The 19,279-nt window shown below is 40.2% G+C and carries 19 protein-coding genes; 10 read left to right on the top strand and 9 right to left on the bottom strand.

Features of this window, described 5'->3' with window-relative positions:
- The first annotated feature begins 47 nt into the window (after window positions 1-47).
- On the top strand, window positions 48-605 hold the full coding sequence (locus tag MNY66_RS07230) for an Ail/Lom family outer membrane beta-barrel protein (protein ID WP_047255592.1): 558 nt from the start codon (window positions 48-50) through the stop codon (window positions 603-605).
- A gap of 205 nt (window positions 606-810) precedes the next feature.
- Here the strand turns inward: MNY66_RS07230 and MNY66_RS07225 are convergent, their stop codons facing one another.
- On the bottom strand, window positions 811-2,436 hold the full coding sequence (locus tag MNY66_RS07225) for a peptide ABC transporter substrate-binding protein (RefSeq protein WP_047255591.1): 1,626 nt from the start codon (window positions 2,434-2,436) through the stop codon (window positions 811-813).
- Between the two features lie 278 nt (window positions 2,437-2,714).
- On the opposite strand from MNY66_RS07225, the gene tpx reads away from it, so the two are divergent.
- Window positions 2,715-3,218 (top strand): thiol peroxidase, encoded by a 504-nt coding sequence (gene tpx / locus MNY66_RS07220; protein ID WP_047255590.1) that lies wholly within the window; start codon window positions 2,715-2,717, stop codon window positions 3,216-3,218.
- Window positions 3,219-3,341: 123 nt separating this feature from the next.
- Here tpx and MNY66_RS07215 read toward each other — a convergent pair whose 3' ends face one another.
- The 8 genes from MNY66_RS07215 to pspA form a co-directional block, all read right to left on the bottom strand.
- Window positions 3,342-3,713: a hypothetical protein gene (locus MNY66_RS07215; protein WP_047255589.1), complete on the bottom strand. Its 372-nt coding sequence runs from the start codon at window positions 3,711-3,713 to the stop codon at window positions 3,342-3,344.
- Between the two features lie 254 nt (window positions 3,714-3,967).
- Complete coding sequence (gene tyrR / locus MNY66_RS07210; RefSeq protein WP_047255588.1) at window positions 3,968-5,527, bottom strand: transcriptional regulator TyrR; 1,560 nt, start codon at window positions 5,525-5,527, stop codon at window positions 3,968-3,970.
- 336 nt (window positions 5,528-5,863) lie between these two features.
- Entirely contained in the window at window positions 5,864-6,937 is a 1,074-nt protein-coding gene (locus tag MNY66_RS07205) for a YcjF family protein (protein ID WP_241501783.1), read from the bottom strand.
- Window positions 6,934-8,331 carry a YcjX family GTP-binding protein gene (locus tag MNY66_RS07200; RefSeq protein WP_241501782.1) on the bottom strand — a complete coding sequence of 466 codons (1,398 nt, stop codon included), beginning with the start codon at window positions 8,329-8,331 and terminating at the stop codon, window positions 6,934-6,936. The genes MNY66_RS07205 and MNY66_RS07200 overlap by 4 nt, the downstream gene beginning before the upstream one ends.
- Window positions 8,312-8,713 carry a phage shock protein PspD gene (locus MNY66_RS07195; RefSeq protein ID WP_241501781.1) on the bottom strand — a complete coding sequence of 134 codons (402 nt, stop codon included), beginning with the start codon at window positions 8,711-8,713 and terminating at the stop codon, window positions 8,312-8,314. The genes MNY66_RS07200 and MNY66_RS07195 overlap by 20 nt, the downstream gene beginning before the upstream one ends.
- A 64-nt stretch (window positions 8,714-8,777) precedes the next feature.
- On the bottom strand, window positions 8,778-9,134 hold the full coding sequence (gene pspC / locus MNY66_RS07190; protein ID WP_047255585.1) for an envelope stress response membrane protein PspC: 357 nt from the start codon (window positions 9,132-9,134) through the stop codon (window positions 8,778-8,780).
- On the bottom strand, window positions 9,134-9,361 hold the full coding sequence (pspB, locus tag MNY66_RS07185; protein ID WP_047255584.1) for an envelope stress response membrane protein PspB: 228 nt from the start codon (window positions 9,359-9,361) through the stop codon (window positions 9,134-9,136). Before pspB ends, pspC begins: the two co-directional genes overlap by 1 nt.
- A gap of 38 nt (window positions 9,362-9,399) precedes the next feature.
- Window positions 9,400-10,071: a phage shock protein PspA gene (gene pspA, locus MNY66_RS07180; protein ID WP_241501780.1), complete on the bottom strand. Its 672-nt coding sequence runs from the start codon at window positions 10,069-10,071 to the stop codon at window positions 9,400-9,402.
- A 265-nt stretch (window positions 10,072-10,336) separates the two neighbouring features.
- Between pspA and pspF the strand changes: the two genes are divergently transcribed.
- From pspF to gstA, 8 genes are all read left to right on the top strand, one after another.
- Entirely contained in the window at window positions 10,337-11,401 is a 1,065-nt protein-coding gene (pspF, locus tag MNY66_RS07175) for a phage shock protein operon transcriptional activator (RefSeq protein ID WP_241501779.1), read from the top strand.
- Between the two features lie 603 nt (window positions 11,402-12,004).
- Window positions 12,005-13,687: an ABC transporter substrate-binding protein SapA gene (sapA, locus tag MNY66_RS07170; protein ID WP_047255581.1), complete on the top strand. Its 1,683-nt coding sequence runs from the start codon at window positions 12,005-12,007 to the stop codon at window positions 13,685-13,687.
- The gene (gene sapB / locus MNY66_RS07165) at window positions 13,684-14,649 is read left to right on the top strand and encodes a putrescine export ABC transporter permease SapB (RefSeq protein WP_047255580.1); all 966 of its coding nucleotides are present in this window, start codon (window positions 13,684-13,686) and stop codon (window positions 14,647-14,649) included. Before sapA ends, sapB begins: the two co-directional genes overlap by 4 nt.
- Entirely contained in the window at window positions 14,636-15,526 is an 891-nt protein-coding gene (sapC, locus tag MNY66_RS07160; protein ID WP_047255579.1) for a putrescine export ABC transporter permease SapC, read from the top strand. Before sapB ends, sapC begins: the two co-directional genes overlap by 14 nt.
- Entirely contained in the window at window positions 15,526-16,518 is a 993-nt protein-coding gene (gene sapD, locus MNY66_RS07155; protein WP_053908590.1) for a putrescine export ABC transporter ATP-binding protein SapD, read from the top strand. The genes sapC and sapD overlap by 1 nt, the downstream gene beginning before the upstream one ends.
- Window positions 16,518-17,327: a putrescine export ABC transporter ATP-binding protein SapF gene (sapF, locus tag MNY66_RS07150; protein WP_047255577.1), complete on the top strand. Its 810-nt coding sequence runs from the start codon at window positions 16,518-16,520 to the stop codon at window positions 17,325-17,327. The genes sapD and sapF overlap by 1 nt, the downstream gene beginning before the upstream one ends.
- A gap of 178 nt (window positions 17,328-17,505) precedes the next feature.
- Window positions 17,506-18,294 carry an enoyl-ACP reductase FabI gene (fabI, locus tag MNY66_RS07145; protein WP_047255576.1) on the top strand — a complete coding sequence of 263 codons (789 nt, stop codon included), beginning with the start codon at window positions 17,506-17,508 and terminating at the stop codon, window positions 18,292-18,294.
- A gap of 295 nt (window positions 18,295-18,589) precedes the next feature.
- Complete coding sequence (gene gstA, locus MNY66_RS07140) at window positions 18,590-19,195, top strand: glutathione transferase GstA (protein ID WP_241501778.1); 606 nt, start codon at window positions 18,590-18,592, stop codon at window positions 19,193-19,195.
- The last annotated feature ends 84 nt before the right edge of the window (window positions 19,196-19,279 follow it).

Genomic DNA, 19,279 nt, shown 5'->3' with positions numbered 1-19,279 from the left:
ACACAAAATACGCAAGCGAAAATTACCTATTCAATTCAAGGATGAATATGAAAAAAACATTAATTATTTCTATGCTCTTACCTTTAATTTATTCCTCTAATGCATTATCGAATGATGCATCATCCCAAAAACATACTTTTAACCTGGGATATGGCGGATATTATTTTACCAATACTCTGTATAATGGCCTACATGGTAGTTATACCTTAGAATTTGATGAGCAATTAGGTATTTTAACCTCATTAAGTTGGGTTAATGGCAAAGCATCATCAAAAGGTACACATAATAATAAAATTATTGATATCAGTAAAAAATTCCACTACCTCAGTTTAACATCAGGACCTATTTGGCGCTTTAATCCTTATGTTTCTGTATACGGTTCTATTGGATTTCATTTAGCTACCAGTTCAGATTTGAAAAAAACAAGTGAACATGGAATAACTAATCTCTCTAAGAACCGTGGATTAGCATGGGGCTCTGGTTTTATGTTTAATCCGATCGAGTCTATCGCAATTAAAGTCGGTTATGAAGGTGCAAAAACCAGCTATAGAAAAAAAGATGAAATACTTAAAGCATTTAATATCGGCATAGGTTATCGTTTTTAATTAGTTAAAGAGTTTAATTGAAAATAAAATCAATTATTAATCTAACTGTTAAATTAATAATATCTAAATTGGTAACGCCATCAACAGACTAATTTATTTAAAATAATAACAGTGGTTATAACATTAAATATAAATCTATTTATTTAGCTTGATATTGTATCGTCATCCATAGCGCGACATTATTTGCCGCGCTATTTAAGCTGAATTAATGCTTTAAAATATAGAAAGTGTGGCTATATGCGGTATCTTCTGGATTTTGGATAGGATATCCCTTGAGCCAAGGCTTAATTAAACGGCCATTAGTATATTGATAAATAGGAGCAATTGGCGCATATTCTGCAATAAGCGCCTCTGCCTGATTGTAATCATCATTTCGTACTTTAGGATCAGTTTCTTTACTTGCCGATTCAATCAATTGATCATACTCATCATGATGAAATTGTGGGATATTGCCATTATGTTTGGATGTCAGCAACGATAAAAAGGTAGAAGCCTCATTGTAATCTCCCACCCATGATGCTCGAATAACATCAAAATTTCCACTATTACGGCTATCGATATAAGTTTTCCATTCTTGATTAACCAATTTAACCTGTACACCAAGTTTTTTCTTCCACATCGATGATACTGCAATAGCAATTTTTTGATGATTCTCTGAGCTGTTATACAGTAAAGTTAATTTTAATGGGTGATGTGGGCCGTAACCTGCTGAGGCCAGTAAAATTTGTGCTTGTTGATCCAACTCTTGTTGTGAATAGCGCTGATACAGCCCCGGCTGTGGCGTAAATCCAGCAGTAACATCGGGAGTAAAATGCCACGCTGGTTTTTCCCCCGTCCCTAGCACTTTTTGAGCAATAATTTGCCTATCAATCGTCATTGATAATGCTTTACGCACTCTGGCATCATTAGTCGGTGCACGCTGAGTATTAAACGCATAATAATACGTGCCAAGCTGATTAGGAATAAACACTTGCTCAGGAATTTCTTGCATTAATTTATGATAACGCTGCTTAGGAAATGATTCGGTAATATCTAAATCACCAGCTAAATAACGATTAGTCGCTTGTGATTCATGGTTTATTGGTACAAAAGTAACTTTTGTGAGCTGAGTATTTTTATGATCCCAATAATATGGGTTCGGTATTAAGACAATCTTTTCATTCACAATGCGGTCGTGTAATTGGAATGCGCCATTGCCGATAATATTACCCACGCGGATCCAATCATTACCATAATGCTCAACTGTCGCTTGATGGACAGGGAATAAACTAAAATTGGTGGTTAACGCAGGGAAATAGGCTACCGGTTTATCAAGTGTAATTTTCAAGGTTAAATCATCGAGCGCTTCCACACCCAACTCGCTGATATTTTTTTGACCATCAATAATCTGCTGTGCATGGTTAATACCCGCTAATGCAGCAAACCAAGCAAAAGGTGAGGTATTTTTAGGGTCAACTAAACGCTGCCAACTATACACAAAATCATTTGCAGTAACTGGCTCACCATTTGACCAACGAGCATTTGGACGTAATTTAAATATCCACTCTCGATTATCTTCACTTTGCCAATGTTCAGCGACTCCAGGTATTACCTGCCCGTCACTATCTTGATTAACTAAACCTTCAAATAAATCTCGCATCACTTGTGCTTCGGTTAAACCAACCGATTTTATTGGATCTAATGAAGCCGGCTCATCTTTAAGGTGGCGAATCACTTCCTGCTTTTCAGCTAATATTGTGCCTGCGGGTATATTGGCAGAATAACTTGGAGTTACTACAAGTAATGAGCTTGATAGCCACCAAGTGAGCGGCAATAGTATGCGTTTTAACATCATGTATCCTGATGAATTTTAATTTATTTATTGCGCTATTATAAAACCTCTCGATCAGATAACAATCAGAGAAACTTGGTTTTTTAAGAAAGTCTTTACGCGCAAAAAATATTATTTTCAGCTAAGCTTAGTTATATATGATTAAGTAACGAGTTTGCTCTATAATTGTAAAAATTATATGAGTATGTTAGTTTTTTTTACTAATTGTTATTTATGTATACTCGCAGGTAGGATACCTGCGTTACTCGAATCAACAATAATATGAGAGGACGCTAATAATGTCACAGACAGTAAAACTTCAAGGTAATGACATCACCGTTAAGGGAACCTTTTTACAGGCTGGCAATACTGCTAAAGATTTTAAATTAGTGGCGAAAGATTTGTCAGAAGCTACTTTAGAAAGCTATCAAGGCAAACGTAAAATCCTGAATATTTTCCCAAGCGTTGATACCGGTGTTTGCGCAGCATCAGTACGTAAATTTAACCAATTAGTCAGTGAGTTAGATAACAGTGTTGTATTGTGTATTTCTGCGGACTTACCTTTTGCACAAGCTCGTTTTTGTGGCGCTGAAGGGCTAGATAATGTAGTCACCCTGTCTACTTTCCGTAGCCCAGAGTTCAGTGAAGATTACGGTGTGGCTATTGCTGACGGGCCTTTAAAAGGTCTGAATGCTCGCGCTGTGGTTATTCTCGACGGTTCTAACAACGTCATTTATAGCCAACTGGTAAATGAAATTACTGAAGAACCAGATTATGAATGCGCATTAGCTGCACTGAAATAATAACAGTAACTAATTGAATTATAGTTAATTATAAGTTCAGTCAAAAAATATAACAGTCAGCCCTCACAGGCTGGCTGTATTTTTAATCACAACTAACTTATCAGTCGCTATATTTTACATCAACTAGATGTACCACCAATTTGTTTGCTTATGAATTTTAGCATGCACTTGATTAATAAAGAGTGGATTATCTTTCATTACCCCGATCAGTGAGTGGGTTATCGCCCCTAATATTTTCATCGCCTGCTCTCCATTTGCAGGACAAAAAGTGGTGACAATATCAATAATCAAATCTCTCGGTTTATTACCATTCTTAACTAAATCTTCCCACGTGAAACGATTCTTTTGCGATAAATAAGTCGCTGCTGCCTTATTATATCGATAAATTTCTGCAGCAGAGGCGGCAGATTCAAGCATATCGCGCTGATAATGACGACTATTTAGGTAGTCTCTAATTTTCATACCAACAATAAAATTAATCACAAAATGATCCATGGCAACTCCTTAGTGTAAGTATGAATATTCAATCCCATTACTGGCTAATATGCCCCCTATCGTTAGCCGCTATTTATTATTTAAGTATAGACAAGATAAAAACACATTCATGGATATTCTGTCGCAATAACTTTGTGAAGATCACATTTTAAACAAAAAAATACCTCAAACGAGCGTTACTCGCTGAGGTATACGTATTAGTTGGATAATTTAGCTGCGTATCGTTGATATAATTAGCTATTTAAACGAATTGGCTATTCATCCTCTTTTTTACTGCTCAATCCATATTCACGCAGTTTATTCGCAATCGCAGTATGAGAAACATTTAACCGTTTGGCTAATTTCCGGGTGCTCGGATAATCACGATATAACATTTCTAAGACAGAAGCCTCATAGCGCTTGGTTATCTCATCTAAACTGCCATTTAAACAATCAACCGCGACTACAGGCGTCATCTCGCTTCCCGGCAACGCAATATCACGCGGGCCAAAAATGCTACTCTCTAACTGGGTTAATCCCTGATAAACCGCATTGCGTAATTGACGTACATTACCCGGCCACGAATAACTCGCAAGGTGAGCCAGTAAATCAGAGGAGAGCGTTGGTTTTTCCATGCCTTGCTCTTCAGAAAAACGTCGAATAAACATTTCCGTTAATGGCAAAATATCAGCCTGTCGCTCGCGCAAAGGCGGAATAGTGATGGTCAATACATTGAGCCGATAATAGAGGTCTTCTCTGAATTTTTTTTGTGCCACCAGCTCCAGTAGATTTTTTTGAGTTGCGCATATTACCCGCACATTAACTTTTACTTCATGCTCTTCACCCACTCGACGGAAGGTACCATCATTGAGAAAACGAAGTAATTTAATTTGCATCTGTGGCGACATTTCTGCAATTTCATCCAGCAGAACAGTTCCGCCATTAGCTTGTTCAAAAAAGCCTTTTTTCCCTTCTAGGGCGTTAGGATAAGCTCCTGCGGCATAACCAAAAAGTTCACTTTCCACGACATCGTCGGGCAATGAAGCACAATTGAGGCCTAAAAATGGAGCATGTCCACGCGCACTACGTAAGTGGCAGGCTTTCGCTAACATATCTTTACCGGTCCCGGTTTCACCGACTATTAATAGTGGCTCATCGAGCATGGAGATTTTTTTTGCCCGCTCAACCAATTGAGACATAGCGGGACTGACGGCGACAATTTGATCAAAACTACGATCGTCATTAATAGTGATTTGTTTAAGCTGCTGCTCGATGCTTGCCACTGATTTAAGCAAGATAACCGCCCCGGTACAATGCGAATGATTATTTTCATCGGTTAGTATTATCGGTGTAGCTTGGATTAAATAATCTCGCCCTTTAATTAACACTTTTTCGGAGTACGTCTGGGGATCATCTAATTCTAACCAGCGGTGTAAACCGTGATCGCTGATCAATTGAGTCAAAGTTTTTTGTTTGATACGATTTTCATCTAAGCCAAATAAGACCAGTGAGGTTGGATTAGCCAGCTCAATATTCATTTTAGTATCAATGGATAATACCGGCTCAGGGAATGATTCGAGCAATGTCCACATGGCTTTATGTTCTCGTTCTGAGGGCATAAATGACACACGACGTACATCGATAACTCCGTTAATCCGCCGGATTTCGCTCATCAATGAACTGAATATATGGAAATCTATTTGGGCGAAATTAAGATAAATCCTTCGCTGGGGCGAAATCTCAATACCTTTCAAATCGATATTTTGCAGAACTAACAGGTCCAAAAGTTCACGAGTTAATCCTATTCTATCCTGACAAATCACTTCAAGACGCATGAATGAGAACCTTATTTAAATAACCATGATGATTATAGCTATTATAGATAAATTCTGGCTAAATGCAGCCTTTGTGTCAAAAAATGTTGACAGCTTTCTGTTGGATGTGTGAATCCACTGAATATAAAGTTAGATTTTCTACTAATTAGTCTATTTAACTGATATCAATCACAGTATATTGCATCGGTTTCGAAAAAAATTGAGGTATGAACTGGCATTACTACTTATCTGTCAAGTAAAAATGCCAGTTAAATATCGTGTTGTATTTTATCTTAGCCACAAAAAAATAGCCTGTTAGAACTCACATTATTTTATTTCACTGCGATAAAAGAAAAATTAAACTTCAGTCTGTTTTTTGGTTGATTTACGCGGCATTGCCGTTTTTAACTGCCCTATGAGCTGGCTACGAAAATCACTCAGGCGTGGTTTATTATCAATCCACGGTAAAGGACGACACAACTCCATCGCTTTAATCCCTAAACGCGCAGTTAATAGCCCCGCCCCAATTCCTTGTGCAGCGCGTGTTGATAATCGTGCCGCTAAATCTTGAGACAGCCAATCCATACCAACTTCACGAATAAGCTCAGATGCACCAGCAAATGCAATATTTAATAATACCAAACGGAATAATCGAATCCGGCTATAATAACCTAGCTCAATACCGTAAATAGCCGCAATACGATTAATTAATCGTATATTTCTCCAAGCAATAAAAGCCATATCAACAATCGCCAACGGACTGACAGCAATCATTAACGCTGATTCAGCTGCAGAGCGACTAATTTCTTTACGTGCTTGCTCATCTAATACGGGTTGAACTAATTGACTATATAGCTCAATTACTTCGCGATCATTATGGCTATCGTGTAACATCGCTTTCCAGCGCTGTAATGCGGGATGCTGTGGCGGTAGAGCCGACTGCTTAGCTAATTTTTCACAAAATTCAGTGCCTTGCCCCATGCCATGACTATGCAGTAATTCGCGCGCGGTATCTCTTTCTTCGGCTCGTTCACGTAGGCGATATAAACGGCGCCATTCCGTGACCAAAGAACCAACCCCAGCCACCACAACCATACTACCCGCCGCCGCGACTCCTAACGCAGTCCAATCTTGAGTTACCCACGATTGATAGGTCCACTGCCCTAATTGAGCTAATACACTGACACCAAAAATAGCGATAGCCGCCGTCACTAAACGACGCCAAAAGCTACGTTTGGGCTTAAGTGCAGCATTAATTAATCCTTCGACTTCACCCTCTTGTTCTTGCTGTTCTAGTTCTGGATTTTGGGGAATAAAACGCTCTAGTGTCTGTGGATCAAATGCCTGCGCCTGTTTTAATTTTAGTGGGCTATCAACATCAACCGCAGATTGTTGGCTAAAATCAACCCGTTGTTTTAAAGGCTCACTCATTTCAATTTATCTCCCAATAAAAACTCCAATGCACTGTCCATCCGAATGTGGGGTAATGGTTGATCTATCATGTTTGGTCGCGGGCGAAAATCTTCGAAGCTAAAACCTTGTTTGTGCCAAAACTCTGCATTAGGTAAGCGCTGAGGTACTTCGCCCGGATAAAATGTCAGCGGTGCGCCATCACTCAATCGGTGGCCTTTTAACGCCGGCAAATGTTCGCCCTGATATTCAACGATGCCACTTTCAGTAGCTTGAATGGATGCTAAGCCAATACAATCCATTTTAATTCCTTCAAATGCGGCATTCTGCCACGCTTCTTGCACCAACTGCTGCAATAAAGAAACTAAATTAGCATGTTGATCGGGAGTAACATGATCGGCTTTACTGGCAGCAAATAGCAATTTATCAATACACGGTGAAAATACTCGTCTCAGCAAAGTTCGCTTTCCATAATGAAAACTGCGCATTAACTGAGTCAATGCCATACGCATGTCATTAAATGCATCCGGGCCACTGTTTAGTGGCTGTAAACAATCGACCAGCACAATTTGGCGATCAAAACGCTGGAAGTGGTCTTTGTAAAAGCCTTTAACAATATGTTCGCAATAATAGTTATATCGCTGTTTTAACATTCCGATATTTGAATGTTTATCCGCACGGGCTAAATTTGCTTCGCCTACTTTATCGATATCCCACCACGGGAAAAACTGCAAGGCAGGCGCCCCAGCTAATTCACCAGGTAGTACAAAACGGCCGGGCTGGATAAAATGCTGTCCCTTCTCTTTGCATAAAGATAAATAACGACTATAAGCATCAGCAATTTGCGCCAATAAACCTTCATCTGCCGGCGCTAATGGATCACAGCTATTACATAAATCCAACCATTCTTGTGCCCAAGCTAATCGCTCGCCTTTTAACAGCACTTTCATCTGACGCGACCAAGTTAAAAAATCTTGATCAAGCATCGGTAAATCCAGTAGCCATTCTCCGGGATAATCGACAATTTCAACATAAATAGATGAAGTTTCAACAAAATGTCGAAAAATAGAATCTTCTGAGCGGTAACGTAATTTCAACCGAATTTCACTGACCCCACGGGTAGGCACTGGCCATTCTGGCGGGGTACTATTTAAGGAGGTTAGCGCTTCATCGTAGGTAAAACGAGGAATGCCAAAATCTCGCTGTGGGATCCGTTTTACGCCCAATAATCGCCCATCACGTACCGCTGAAAATAATGGTAATCGCGCACTACTATGAACATGGAGAAGTTGATTAACCAACGAAGTAATAAAGGCAGTTTTACCACTCCGACTTAATCCCGTGACTGCAAGGCGCACATGACGATCAACCCCGCGATTCACCAAATCTGATAATTCATTTTGCAGGCGTTTCATGTTTCTCCCAAGGTAACAAAGCGGCAATGCGTACTAGCAATGCACTTAATATGGGCTGCATAATCATTAATATCAACCAGCGTAACGGTTTACGCGTGACCACTTTTAGTAATCCTGCCACAATTCCAGCAGGGCCGTAATGGATAGCCACACTAGTGGCTAATTTTAGACCACTCAGAGCTATTTTTTGTACGCTTTTTTTTGCCATCGTTGGTATATGCTCCGCTGAAAAATAAGTGTTGGAATGAGATTCTAAACTATGCCCCAAACTATAGCCTAAACTAGGTTCTACGCCATGCTCTAAGCTAGGTGCTATTTTTAATGGTTGGTTGTTACGGATAAAGCCATTTTTATTCTCATCATTCCTCCAATCTAAAGACAAAGGTAAATCGCTGAGATCCCCTGCATATAGGTTATCTCAGCGGATGTGATGGCCTTACTCTGCGTTATAGCTGGCGAAATTTATTATTAATCGAATAGCTATCTGAAGTTATATAGCGTTCCATCTGACGCAAACGCATTTCGCCTGAATTCAACTGGTGATCAATTTCATTAATTAAATGATTGACCTCTGGCCCACCATCTGCGGTTTGTTGGTGATCTTGCGGTGCACTTTCCAAAAAAAAGCACATGGCCACATAAACAATCAACGTAAGCCCAAAACTCGAGAATAAAGCAATTACCGCTAAAATTCTTACTAACGCAGCCGGCATGCCTAAATACTGAGCAATTCCTGAGCATACACCGCCCAGCATGCGGTTATCGCTTAATCGATAAAGTTTACGATTTTGCAAATTATTCATTATCGCTCTCTCCAATGTGGATGCTCGGCATCCAATATTTGTTCGAGGGTATCGATTCGTTGCTGCATTGATTTAGCCTGTTCAGCTAACTGAACTAGGCGTTGTATTTCACTGTCGGTTAACTGATTTTTACCTTTCCCTTGCCGACTATAATGCAGCCATAACCATACGGGTAAAATAAAAATAATAAATATCAGTAATACCGGCACCAGAAAAACATAAGCCATCACATTTCCTTATATTCAAATGGAGTTATCTATTTTACTTATTTTTCATCTTTAGGCGCTAATTTAGCTTTTAATGCTGCCAGCTGTACACTAATTTCATCGTCAGCTTTTAGCTCAGCAAATTGCTGGTCCAGTGTTTTTTCTTTTCCGAAACTGTAGCTTTGGGCTTCGCCTTCCATATGATCAATTTTACGTTCGAACTGTTCAAAACGAGCCATCGCCGCATCTAGTTTACCACTGTCGAGCTGACGACGAACATTTAAGGTTGATTCAGCCGCTTTTTGACGCAAGACCATAGTTTGCTGTTTAGCACGCGTTTCACTTAACTTTTGTTCAAGTTCCGTAATTTCGCTCTTCATGCGCGTTAAGGTTTCATCAACAATAATCAATTCGTGTTTCAAGGTATCCACCATTGAAGCCACTTTTTGTTTCTCTATCAGCGCAGAACGTGCCAGGTCTTCTTTATCTTTCACCAGCGCTAATTCTGCTTTTTCTTGCCAGTCAGCAATCTGTTTTACGCCCATTTCAATACGGCGCTCTAACCCTTTCTTCTCAGCTAACGTTCTCGCTGATGTTGAACGGATTTCTACCAGCATATCTTCCATTTCTTGGATCATTAAACGGATCATTTTTTGTGGATCTTCCGCTTTATCCAGTAATGATGCAATATTGGCATTAACGATATCGGCAAAACGTGAAAAAATACCCATAATTGTTACCCCTTTTGGATGTTGTCATTCATTAGAGCCTCAACCTAAATCGGGTTTTCACCAGTGGTGATGCTCAGATAGTGTCATTGTTAATGTAATTGGTTGTATTTAATAGTTTGCAAATGCTATGCCAACTTCCCAAAGAAATAATAACATATTGAAAATTAACAAGTATTAGAACTATCTTTCTTTCTGATTAATTTGCTCTATAGTTAATTGATAATGAAAATATGGTAAATATAGCCAAAATGAGGTCAAATAAACCATGAAATCTGTTAGTGATAACATTCTTGCTGTTTCAACTAATTTTATTGAAGTACTGGAGCAAGCCTCAGCGTTGGCGAAATTAAATAAGCCAGTACTGGTCATCGGAGAACGCGGAACCGGTAAAGAACTGGTAGCTAATCGGCTGCATTATCTCTCCCCACGCTGGCAAGAAGCATTTGTTTCACTTAACTGCAGCGGATTAAATGATAATCTTCTCGAATCAGAACTTTTTGGCCATGAAGCGGGATCGTTTACTGGCGCACAAAAAAGACATCAAGGCCGTTTTGAACGAGCGGATGGGGGAACGCTATTTCTCGATGAACTCGCAACAGCGCCACTTTCTGTACAAGAAAAATTGCTACGTGTCATTGAATACGGAGAATTAGAACGCGTTGGGGGTAGTCAATCATTACGGGTAGATGTGCGCTTAGTTTGTGCAACGAATGCTAATTTACCGCAATTAGCGGCGGAAGGTCGTTTTCGTGCTGACTTGCTCGATCGATTAGCGTTCGAGGTCATTCGTATACCGCCTTTACGAGATAGAAAACCTGACATTATGTTATTAGCTGAGCATTTTGCCATTCAGATGATACGCGAATTAGGGCTGCCCTATTTTACTGGTTTCAGTAACTATGCTCAGCAACAATTACTTAGCTATTCATGGCCCGGTAATGTGCGAGAATTAAAAAATGTGATTGAGCGATCGGTATATCGCCACGGCAGCAGTGATACTCAGCTCGATAATATTGTGATCAATCCTTTCGGTGATGCCTTAGCTCCCGTTGGATGTTTAGATCTAAAACCGACGGCGTCATTATCTCACATGACGTTACCCGACCCAGACTTATCTAATGCTAACTCACCTAATACCGACATATCTAACATCGTCTTGCCTCCATTACCTTGTGATCTAAAGCAATGGCAATTGGACTCAGAAAAACAATTTTTAGAGCAAGCACTAATCCAAAGTCAATACAATCAACGTAAAGCCGCCGAATTATTGCAGCTCAGTTATGATCAATTACGCGGATTAATTAAAAAACATAATTTAAGCGGCAATTAGTCTATCGATATATCACTGCTCTCAGTGACGAGACATAGCTTACTTAACCGATTGTTTAGTCGCTGCTTGAAATAAAAGTATTAATTAATATATTGATATTATTCAATAAACTCAGAAATTATCGATTTATGCTTAATCAGCAATATTTAGCTAATTTCGCGAGTTAATTATCTATTTTAGTGGGGTAATTTAGTTAGTAGGTAATTTAGTAAATTAGTTTAGTGAGTTTTGATTTACAAGGCGTGAGAACAAAAAAAAAGCCAGCACCCAAGCTGGCTATAAAAAATACTGGAAGCAATGTGAGCAATGTCGTGTTGGTTGAAATAACTCAGTTATTCAACCGACAAAGCGAATGATAATGGTTATCAATAGTATTTGTAAAGTGGTTTTATGAGAATTTTTCTCATTAAAATTTAATCTATTGAATAACATGGATTTATTTTTTAGAGCATAGCGAATCTCTGTTTATCATCCATCTTCTCAGTATTCAGTGATTTATTATGCTAAAAAAGAGATAATATCTATTCTCAACATTACGACCAGTTTGGGCAGGCGGCGATTTTACGCTATAATACGGCAACTTAGGTTAAAGACATCTTATTTATGCGTCATTTGATATATTGGTTCCTTTTCTTATTTACCGCAGTATCGCAAGCATTTAGTGGTTCCACATCGCTTGATAATATGACTGCGAATACGGTACCTCGCGATATCCGCGCAAAAGGTTTTGTTTACTGTGTCAATGGCATAGTCACCACCTTTAATCCGCAGCTGGCCAGTAATGGTTTAATTATTGACCCGCTAGGCGCGCAAATTTATGACCGCCTTCTTGATGTGGATACCTTTACCTATCGCCTCACTCCTGAGCTTGCCTCGCGCTGGGAAATAACCGATAACGGCGCTACTTATCGGCTGCATTTGCGCCCAGATGTTGAATTTCAAACCACTGAGTGGTTTACGCCCAGCCGTAAAATGAACGCTGATGATGTGATATTTAGTTTTGCCCGCATGTTCGAGAAAGACCATCCATATCACTACATTAATGGTGGCCGCTACCCCTATTTTGACAGTTTGCAATTTGCTGAAAGTGTGCAAAGTATCCGTAAAATCGATAACTTGACTGTCGAATTTAAATTAAAGTCTCCTGATGCTTCATTCTTATGGCATTTAGCCACTCACTATGCGCCGATCCTTTCCGCTGAATATGCCGAAAAATTAGCCCTACAAAATCGCCAGGAGCTCATTGACTGGCGTCCTGTAGGTACCGGGCCTTTTATGCTTGATGATTATCAATCTGGACAATTTGTTAAATTACAGCGGAATAGAGCCTATTGGAAAGGTGAACCTCGTATGGAAGAGGTAGTAATTGATATGGGTGCGGGGGGAACTGGCAGAATTTCTAAATTATTAACCGGCGAATGTGATGTGCTGGCCTATCCTGCCGCCAGCCAGCTTAAAGTACTGCGTAATGACCCTCGTTTGCGTTTATCGATGCGTTCAAGTATGAATATCGCCTATTTAGCCTTTAATACTAATAAGCCCCCTCTTAATCAGCTAAAAGTACGTCAAGCTATTGCCTATGCCATCAATAATGAACGTCTAATGCAATCAATTTATTACGGAACGGCAGAAACTGCGGCATCAATTTTACCAAGAGCATCATGGGCGTATGATAACCAAGCACAAGTTACCGACTACAATCCGCAACGAGCTAAACAGATTTTGACCGAGCTGGGATTAAACAGTTTAAAATTGGATTTATGGGTTCCTGTCAGCTCTCAATCTTTTAATCCTAGCCCATTAAAAATGGCTGAATTAATTCAAGCAGATTTAGCACAAGTTGGGATTACCATGAATATTCGCCCGGTTGAAGGTCGTTTTTTAGAGAATCAATTAATGGATCGCGCACACGATATGACGCTAGCGGGTTGGTCAACAGACAGTAATGATCCCGACAGCTTTTTCCGTCCATTATTAAGCTGTGCAGCGATTAACTCACAAACTAATTTAAGCCATTGGTGTGATCCGGCATTTGATGAGATTCTGCATAAAGCGTTATTAACTCAGCAATTAGCTGCACGTATTGATTATTATCATCAAGCACAGGCTATCTTAGCGCAAGACTTACCGATTTTACCGCTGGCCTATTCTTTGCGATTACAAGCCTATCGCTATGATATGAAAGGATTAGTAATCAGTGCCTTTGGTAATGCTTCTTTTGCTGGTGCTTATCGTGATCTTGGCGATGAAACTGAAGATAAAAAGACCGAAGGGATACAGCCATGATTATCTATTCACTGCGGCGCTTTTTACTGCTGCTAGTGACACTGTTCTTTTTGTCACTGGTAAGCTTTAGCCTAAGTTATTTTACCCCGAATGCTCCTTTAAGTGGCGCATCTTTATTTGATGCTTATGGCTTCTATTTCAATGGATTAATTCATTGGGATTTTGGGGTATCCAGTATTAACGGCGAACCCATCACCGAACAATTAAAAGATACCTTCCCTGCCACCATGGAACTGTGTATTTTAGCCTTTATGCTAGCCTTAGTGATTGGTATTCCTCTCGGTATTATTGCTGCCTTCTGGCGTAATAAACCGATAGATTTTGCCATCAGTACCTTTGCTTTAGTCGGGTTTTCTATCCCCGTATTTGTGCTAGCGCTGCTGCTAACCTTATTTTTCTCATTACGATTAGGCTGGCTACCCGTGTCTGGGCGTATTGATTTATTGTATAATTTAGATACCGTCACTGGTTTTGCTCTTATTGATGCATGGTTATCTGACTCTCCATATAGAAACCAGATGATTATCAATGTATTAGAACATATGATATTACCTGTTTTAACGCTGGCCTTAGCTCCATTAACCGAGGTGATCCGCTTAGTTCGTAATAGTACAGAAGAAGTCGCCAGCGAAAACTATATTAAAGCCGCAGCTACGCGTGGGCTATCACGCTTAACCATTATTCGTCGCCATGTATTGCATAATGCTATTCCCCCAGTTATCCCTAAACTTGGATTGCAATTTTCAACCATGCTCACATTAGCTATGGTTACCGAGTTGGTGTTTAACTGGCCAGGATTAGGTCGTTGGTTAGTTGCTGCCATTCGCCAGCAGGATTATTCGGCTATTTCTGCTGGTGTGATGGTAATTGGTGCGTTAGTCATAACGGTTAATGTCCTGTCGGATATTTTAGGGGCCATGATGGATCCTCTAAAACATAAGGATTGGTATGTCCTCAGATAATTTTTATCGCGAACAAAAAATGCCTTCACCGGCACGTGTTGTGTGGAATTTATTTTCTTCCGATGTGGTGTCGATGATTGGTTTTTATGGCGTATTATTATTACTGCTGTTGACCTTTTTTGGCAGCTATATTGCGCCTTATGTTATCGACCAACAATTTTTAGGCTATCAACTGATCCCACCGTCTTGGTCGCATTATGGCAACGTAGCGTTTTTTTTAGGGACTGATGATTTAGGCCGCGATATTTTAAGTCGCTTATTAATTGGGACCAAATCCACCTTCGGCTCCGCGATTATTGTCACCTTCGCAGCAACTGTCGTTGGATTAGTATTAGGCTGCTTAGCAGGCATGAGCCACGGAATTAAATCAGCAATTTTAAATCACATTTTAGATACCTTATTATCGATTCCATCCTTATTACTGGCAATTATTGTGGTGGCCTTTGTCGGCGCTAGTTTAGAGCATGCCATGCTAGCGATTTGGTTGGCCTTAATTCCAAGAATGGTTCGAACGCTATATATTGCAGTGCATGATGAACTGGATAAAGAATATATTGTCGCCGCACGACTGGACGGCGCATCTAATATCTATATTCTGTGGTATACCGTACTACCAAATATTACGCCTATCTTAGTGACTGAATTAACTCGAGCTCTTTCGATCGCAATTTTAGATATCGCCGCACTCGGATTTTTAGATTTAGGCGCTCAACTTCCCTCTTCTGAATGGGGAGCGATGCTCGGTGATACGCTGGAATTAATATATGTCGCCCCTTGGGCAGTTATCCTACCTGGTGCAGCTATCATGATCAGCGTATTACTGGTTAATCTATTGGGTGATGGTTTACATCGAGCTATTAATGCGGGAGTGGAATAATGCCGCTACTTGATATTCGCAATCTAACGATTGAATTTATGACGGCGAACGGCCCTGTCAAAGCCGTGGAAAGCGTCTCTATCACGTTATCAGAAGGTGAAGTCCGTGGCTTAGTTGGCGAATCAGGTTCAGGCAAAAGCTTAATAGCTAAAGCTATTAGTGGTGTGACTAAAGACAACTTGCGGGTAACTGCTGACCGTTTCCGATTCCAAGATATTGATCTACTTAAACTTAGCCCACGTAAACGGCGCAAGCTGATCGGGCATAATATTTCGATGATTTTCCAAGAACCGCAATCCTGTTTAGATCCTGCAGAAAGTATTGGAAAGCAGTTGATTCAATCCATTCCGGGTTGGACCTATAAAGGCCGCTGGTGGCAACGCTTTAACTGGCGTAAGCGCCGAGCTATTGAATTATTACATCGCGTTGGAATTAAAGATCACCAAGATATCATGCGCAGTTATCCGTATGAATTAACCGAAGGTGAATGCCAAAAAGTGATGATTGCCATTGCTATCGCTAATCAACCTCGATTATTAATTGCCGATGAACCGACGAATGCGATGGAACCAACGACTCAAGCACAGATTTTTCGTCTGCTAGATAAACTTAATCAAAACAATAACATGACTATTTTACTGATCAGCCATGACCTGCAAATTATGTCAAAATTGGTCGATCGTATTAATGTTCTTTATTGTGGACAAACGGTAGAGAGCGCTACTCCGAATGATCTATTAACGCGCCCGCATCATCCCTATACCCAAGCATTAATTCGTGCAATTCCTGATTTTGAAAGCCCTATTCCGCATAAAGGTCGGTTAAATACTTTGTCTGGCGCTATTCCTTCGTTAGAGCATCTGCCCATAGGTTGTCGGCTAGGGCCACGCTGCCCATACGCTCAAAAAACCTGTATCGTTGCTCCGCCGCTACGTAACGTAAGAAATCATGCTTTTGCCTGTCATTTTCCGCTCAATACCGAGGAAAGCTGATGATTGAAACTCTGCTTGAAGTCAGAGATCTGACCAAAATTTTTCGCTTTCGTACCGGATTATTTAAGCGACACCAGCTTGAAGCGGTCAAACCTGTAAGCTTTAACCTGCAAGCAGGTCAAACTTTAGCTATTATTGGTGCTAATGGTTCGGGGAAATCTACTCTTGCACGCATGCTATCCGGTGTAACTGAACCGACCTCAGGAAAAATTTTTATTAATAATCATCAGCTAGAATATGGCGATTATGGTTATCGGAGCCAGCGGATCCGTATGATTTTTCAAGACCCTAGCACCTCACTCAATCCGCGACAACGTATCGGGCAAACACTGGAAAACCCGCTAAAATTAAATACTGATTTAACGGCCAGTGAACGCCAAAAACGGATTATTGAAACCCTACGGCAAGTAGGCTTGTTATCTGATCACGCCGAATATTATCCTCATATGCTAGCAGCAGGGCAAAAACAACGTATTGCCCTCGCACGCGCGTTGATCTTACAGCCCGAAATTATTATTGCTGATGAAGCATTGGCATCTCTGGATATGTCTATGCGCTCACAAATTATTAATCTGATGCTGGAATTGCAAGAAAAACATGGAATTGCTTATATTTATGTCACTCAGCATCTAGGCATGATGAAACATATCAGCGATAAAGTTTTAGTTATGGATAAAGGCGAAGTAGTTGAAAGAGGAAATACCGCCGAGGTATTAGCCGCCCCACTACATGAAGTGACACGCAAATTGATCGAAAGTCACTTTGGCGAGCCGTTGTCTATTGAAGCATGGCGACAAGATACAGTGTAAATTTACCAGTGACTGCTCCGAGCAGACACGCGGATTGCACTTCTATATCAAATACATGTTAAAATAATATTTGATAAAATAACTAGATTTATTAACTACAAAACGTGTAATTCTATCCAAGACCATCGGTCTTCTGATATATTCGCGTTTTTAATCGAAAATATACAAGGATAATGCTATGGGTTTTTTAACCGGCAAGCGCATTCTGATCACTGGTGTTGCCAGTAAATTATCAATCGCATATGGTATTGCGCAAGCCATGCGCGACCAAGGCGCTGAACTCGCGTTCACCTATCAAAATGACAAATTAAAACCGCGTGTTGAAGGCTTTGCCGCCGCATTGGATTCCTCTATCGTTCTCGAATGTGACGTTGCTGACGATGCAAGCATTGAAACGATGTTTGCTGAATTAGGAAAATCCTGGCCAAAATTCGATGGTTTCGTTCACTCAATTGGCTTTGCCCCTGCAGACCAATTAGACGGTGATTATGTTGATGCCGTCACCCGTGAAGGATTCAAAATCGCCCATGATATCAGCGCATACAGCTTTGTGGCGATGGCTAAAGCCTGCCGCCCTATGTTAACGCCCGATGCATCATTGCTCACTCTGACCTACTTAGGTGCTGAACGCGCAATTCCTAACTATAACGTCATGGGTCTGGCGAAAGCCTCTTTAGAAGCCAACGTACGTTATATGGCAAATGCGATGGGTCCTCAGGGAATTCGTGTTAATGCTGTATCTGCGGGACCTATCCGCACATTAGCCGCTTCAGGTATTAAAGATTTCCGTAAAATGCTGGCACATTGTGAAGCTGTCACCCCGATTCGTCGTACTGTAACGATTGAAGATGTAGGTAATACAGCGGCATTTTTATGCTCAAATCTAGCTGCGGGGATCACCGGTGAAGTAGTTCATGTTGATGGCGGTTTCAGCATCGCCGCAATGAACGAACTAGAACTGAAATAATTTCTATTCACTAAATAAAAATCCCCGCCGATGAGAACAATTCTCTAGGTGGGGATTTTTATGCTAGCGATATAAATCAGATATTTAATGATATCCTAATATTCTCTCTTTCATGCTATTTCTAACACTTTATTTTAAACTATACCACTCACTCTTTTATATCTTATCTCGCGCCAGTCTACGACCTCAGATATCGCTATATTAATTATTCGGCGTACCTAATATTAAGTAGTTAAATCATCATCTCAATGATAGGCTGAACAGGACATCTCTATCATCAAGAAGGAGTTCTATAATGAAATTGTATTACTCTCCGGGGGCCTGTTCTTTGTCACCGCATATTATCTTACGCGAAGTCGGTATTGATTTTTCAATTGAACGCGTTGATCTTAAAACTAAAACTACCGAACATGGGGTTGATTTTAATACCATCAATTCTAAAGGTCAGGTTCCATTTTTAGTGTTAGACAGCGGAGATACTTTATCTGAAGGCGCGGTGATTGTGCAGTATATTGCCGACCAAAAACCTGCCAGAAATTTGATTGCAGAGAAAGGAACACTTCAGCGTTATCATCAACTTGAAATGCTAAATTATATTTCTACCGAATTGCATAAAAGTTTTGCACCGCTATTTACACCGGGTACGCCTGAAGAATATAAGCACAGTGTTCGTACTAATTTGATCAAAAAGTTTACCTATCTTGATCAGATACTGGCACAACAAAACTATATTTGTGGTGAACATTTCACTGTGGCTGACGCTTATTTATTTACGGTCAGCGGTTGGAATAAATTGGTTGGAATAGATATTTCGGCATTAAATCATTTACAGAAATATTTGGCAAAAATCAACCAACGTCCTGAAGTACAAAAAGCCCTGCAAATTGAAGGTCTGATTTAAAAATAATTATTCACGCCTCTGGCTAATGAATCGTACTAAAAACTTATGAATCAACAATCTCCAGGTCAAAAGGCCTGGAGAAAG

Origin of the sequence: Moellerella wisconsensis (genome assembly GCF_022592395.1) — a bacterium.
In the GTDB taxonomy this organism is placed as follows: domain Bacteria; phylum Pseudomonadota; class Gammaproteobacteria; order Enterobacterales; family Enterobacteriaceae; genus Moellerella; species Moellerella wisconsensis.
The sequence above is the reverse complement of the archived record's forward strand: the minus strand, read 5'-3'. Positions and strand labels throughout refer to the sequence as shown.

Excerpts from the sequence above, each read along its gene's own strand:
- MNY66_RS07230 (WP_047255592.1), top strand. The coding sequence starts at position 48 with ATGAAAAAAACATTAATTATTTCTATGCTCTTACCTTTAATTTATTCC.
- MNY66_RS07225 (WP_047255591.1), bottom strand. The coding sequence starts at position 2,436 with ATGTTAAAACGCATACTATTGCCGCTCACTTGGTGGCTATCAAGCTCA.
- tpx (WP_047255590.1), top strand. The coding sequence starts at position 2,715 with ATGTCACAGACAGTAAAACTTCAAGGTAATGACATCACCGTTAAGGGA.
- MNY66_RS07215 (WP_047255589.1), bottom strand. The coding sequence starts at position 3,713 with ATGGATCATTTTGTGATTAATTTTATTGTTGGTATGAAAATTAGAGAC.
- tyrR (WP_047255588.1), bottom strand. The coding sequence starts at position 5,527 with ATGCGTCTTGAAGTGATTTGTCAGGATAGAATAGGATTAACTCGTGAA.
- MNY66_RS07205 (WP_241501783.1), bottom strand. The coding sequence starts at position 6,937 with ATGAGTGAGCCTTTAAAACAACGGGTTGATTTTAGCCAACAATCTGCG.
- MNY66_RS07200 (WP_241501782.1), bottom strand. The coding sequence starts at position 8,331 with ATGAAACGCCTGCAAAATGAATTATCAGATTTGGTGAATCGCGGGGTT.
- pspC (WP_047255585.1), bottom strand. The coding sequence starts at position 9,134 with ATGAATAATTTGCAAAATCGTAAACTTTATCGATTAAGCGATAACCGC.
- pspB (WP_047255584.1), bottom strand. The coding sequence starts at position 9,361 with ATGGCTTATGTTTTTCTGGTGCCGGTATTACTGATATTTATTATTTTT.
- pspA (WP_241501780.1), bottom strand. The coding sequence starts at position 10,071 with ATGGGTATTTTTTCACGTTTTGCCGATATCGTTAATGCCAATATTGCA.
- pspF (WP_241501779.1), top strand. The coding sequence starts at position 10,337 with ATGAAATCTGTTAGTGATAACATTCTTGCTGTTTCAACTAATTTTATT.
- sapA (WP_047255581.1), top strand. The coding sequence starts at position 12,005 with ATGCGTCATTTGATATATTGGTTCCTTTTCTTATTTACCGCAGTATCG.
- sapB (WP_047255580.1), top strand. The coding sequence starts at position 13,684 with ATGATTATCTATTCACTGCGGCGCTTTTTACTGCTGCTAGTGACACTG.
- sapC (WP_047255579.1), top strand. The coding sequence starts at position 14,636 with ATGTCCTCAGATAATTTTTATCGCGAACAAAAAATGCCTTCACCGGCA.
- sapD (WP_053908590.1), top strand. The coding sequence starts at position 15,526 with ATGCCGCTACTTGATATTCGCAATCTAACGATTGAATTTATGACGGCG.
- sapF (WP_047255577.1), top strand. The coding sequence starts at position 16,518 with ATGATTGAAACTCTGCTTGAAGTCAGAGATCTGACCAAAATTTTTCGC.
- fabI (WP_047255576.1), top strand. The coding sequence starts at position 17,506 with ATGGGTTTTTTAACCGGCAAGCGCATTCTGATCACTGGTGTTGCCAGT.
- gstA (WP_241501778.1), top strand. The coding sequence starts at position 18,590 with ATGAAATTGTATTACTCTCCGGGGGCCTGTTCTTTGTCACCGCATATT.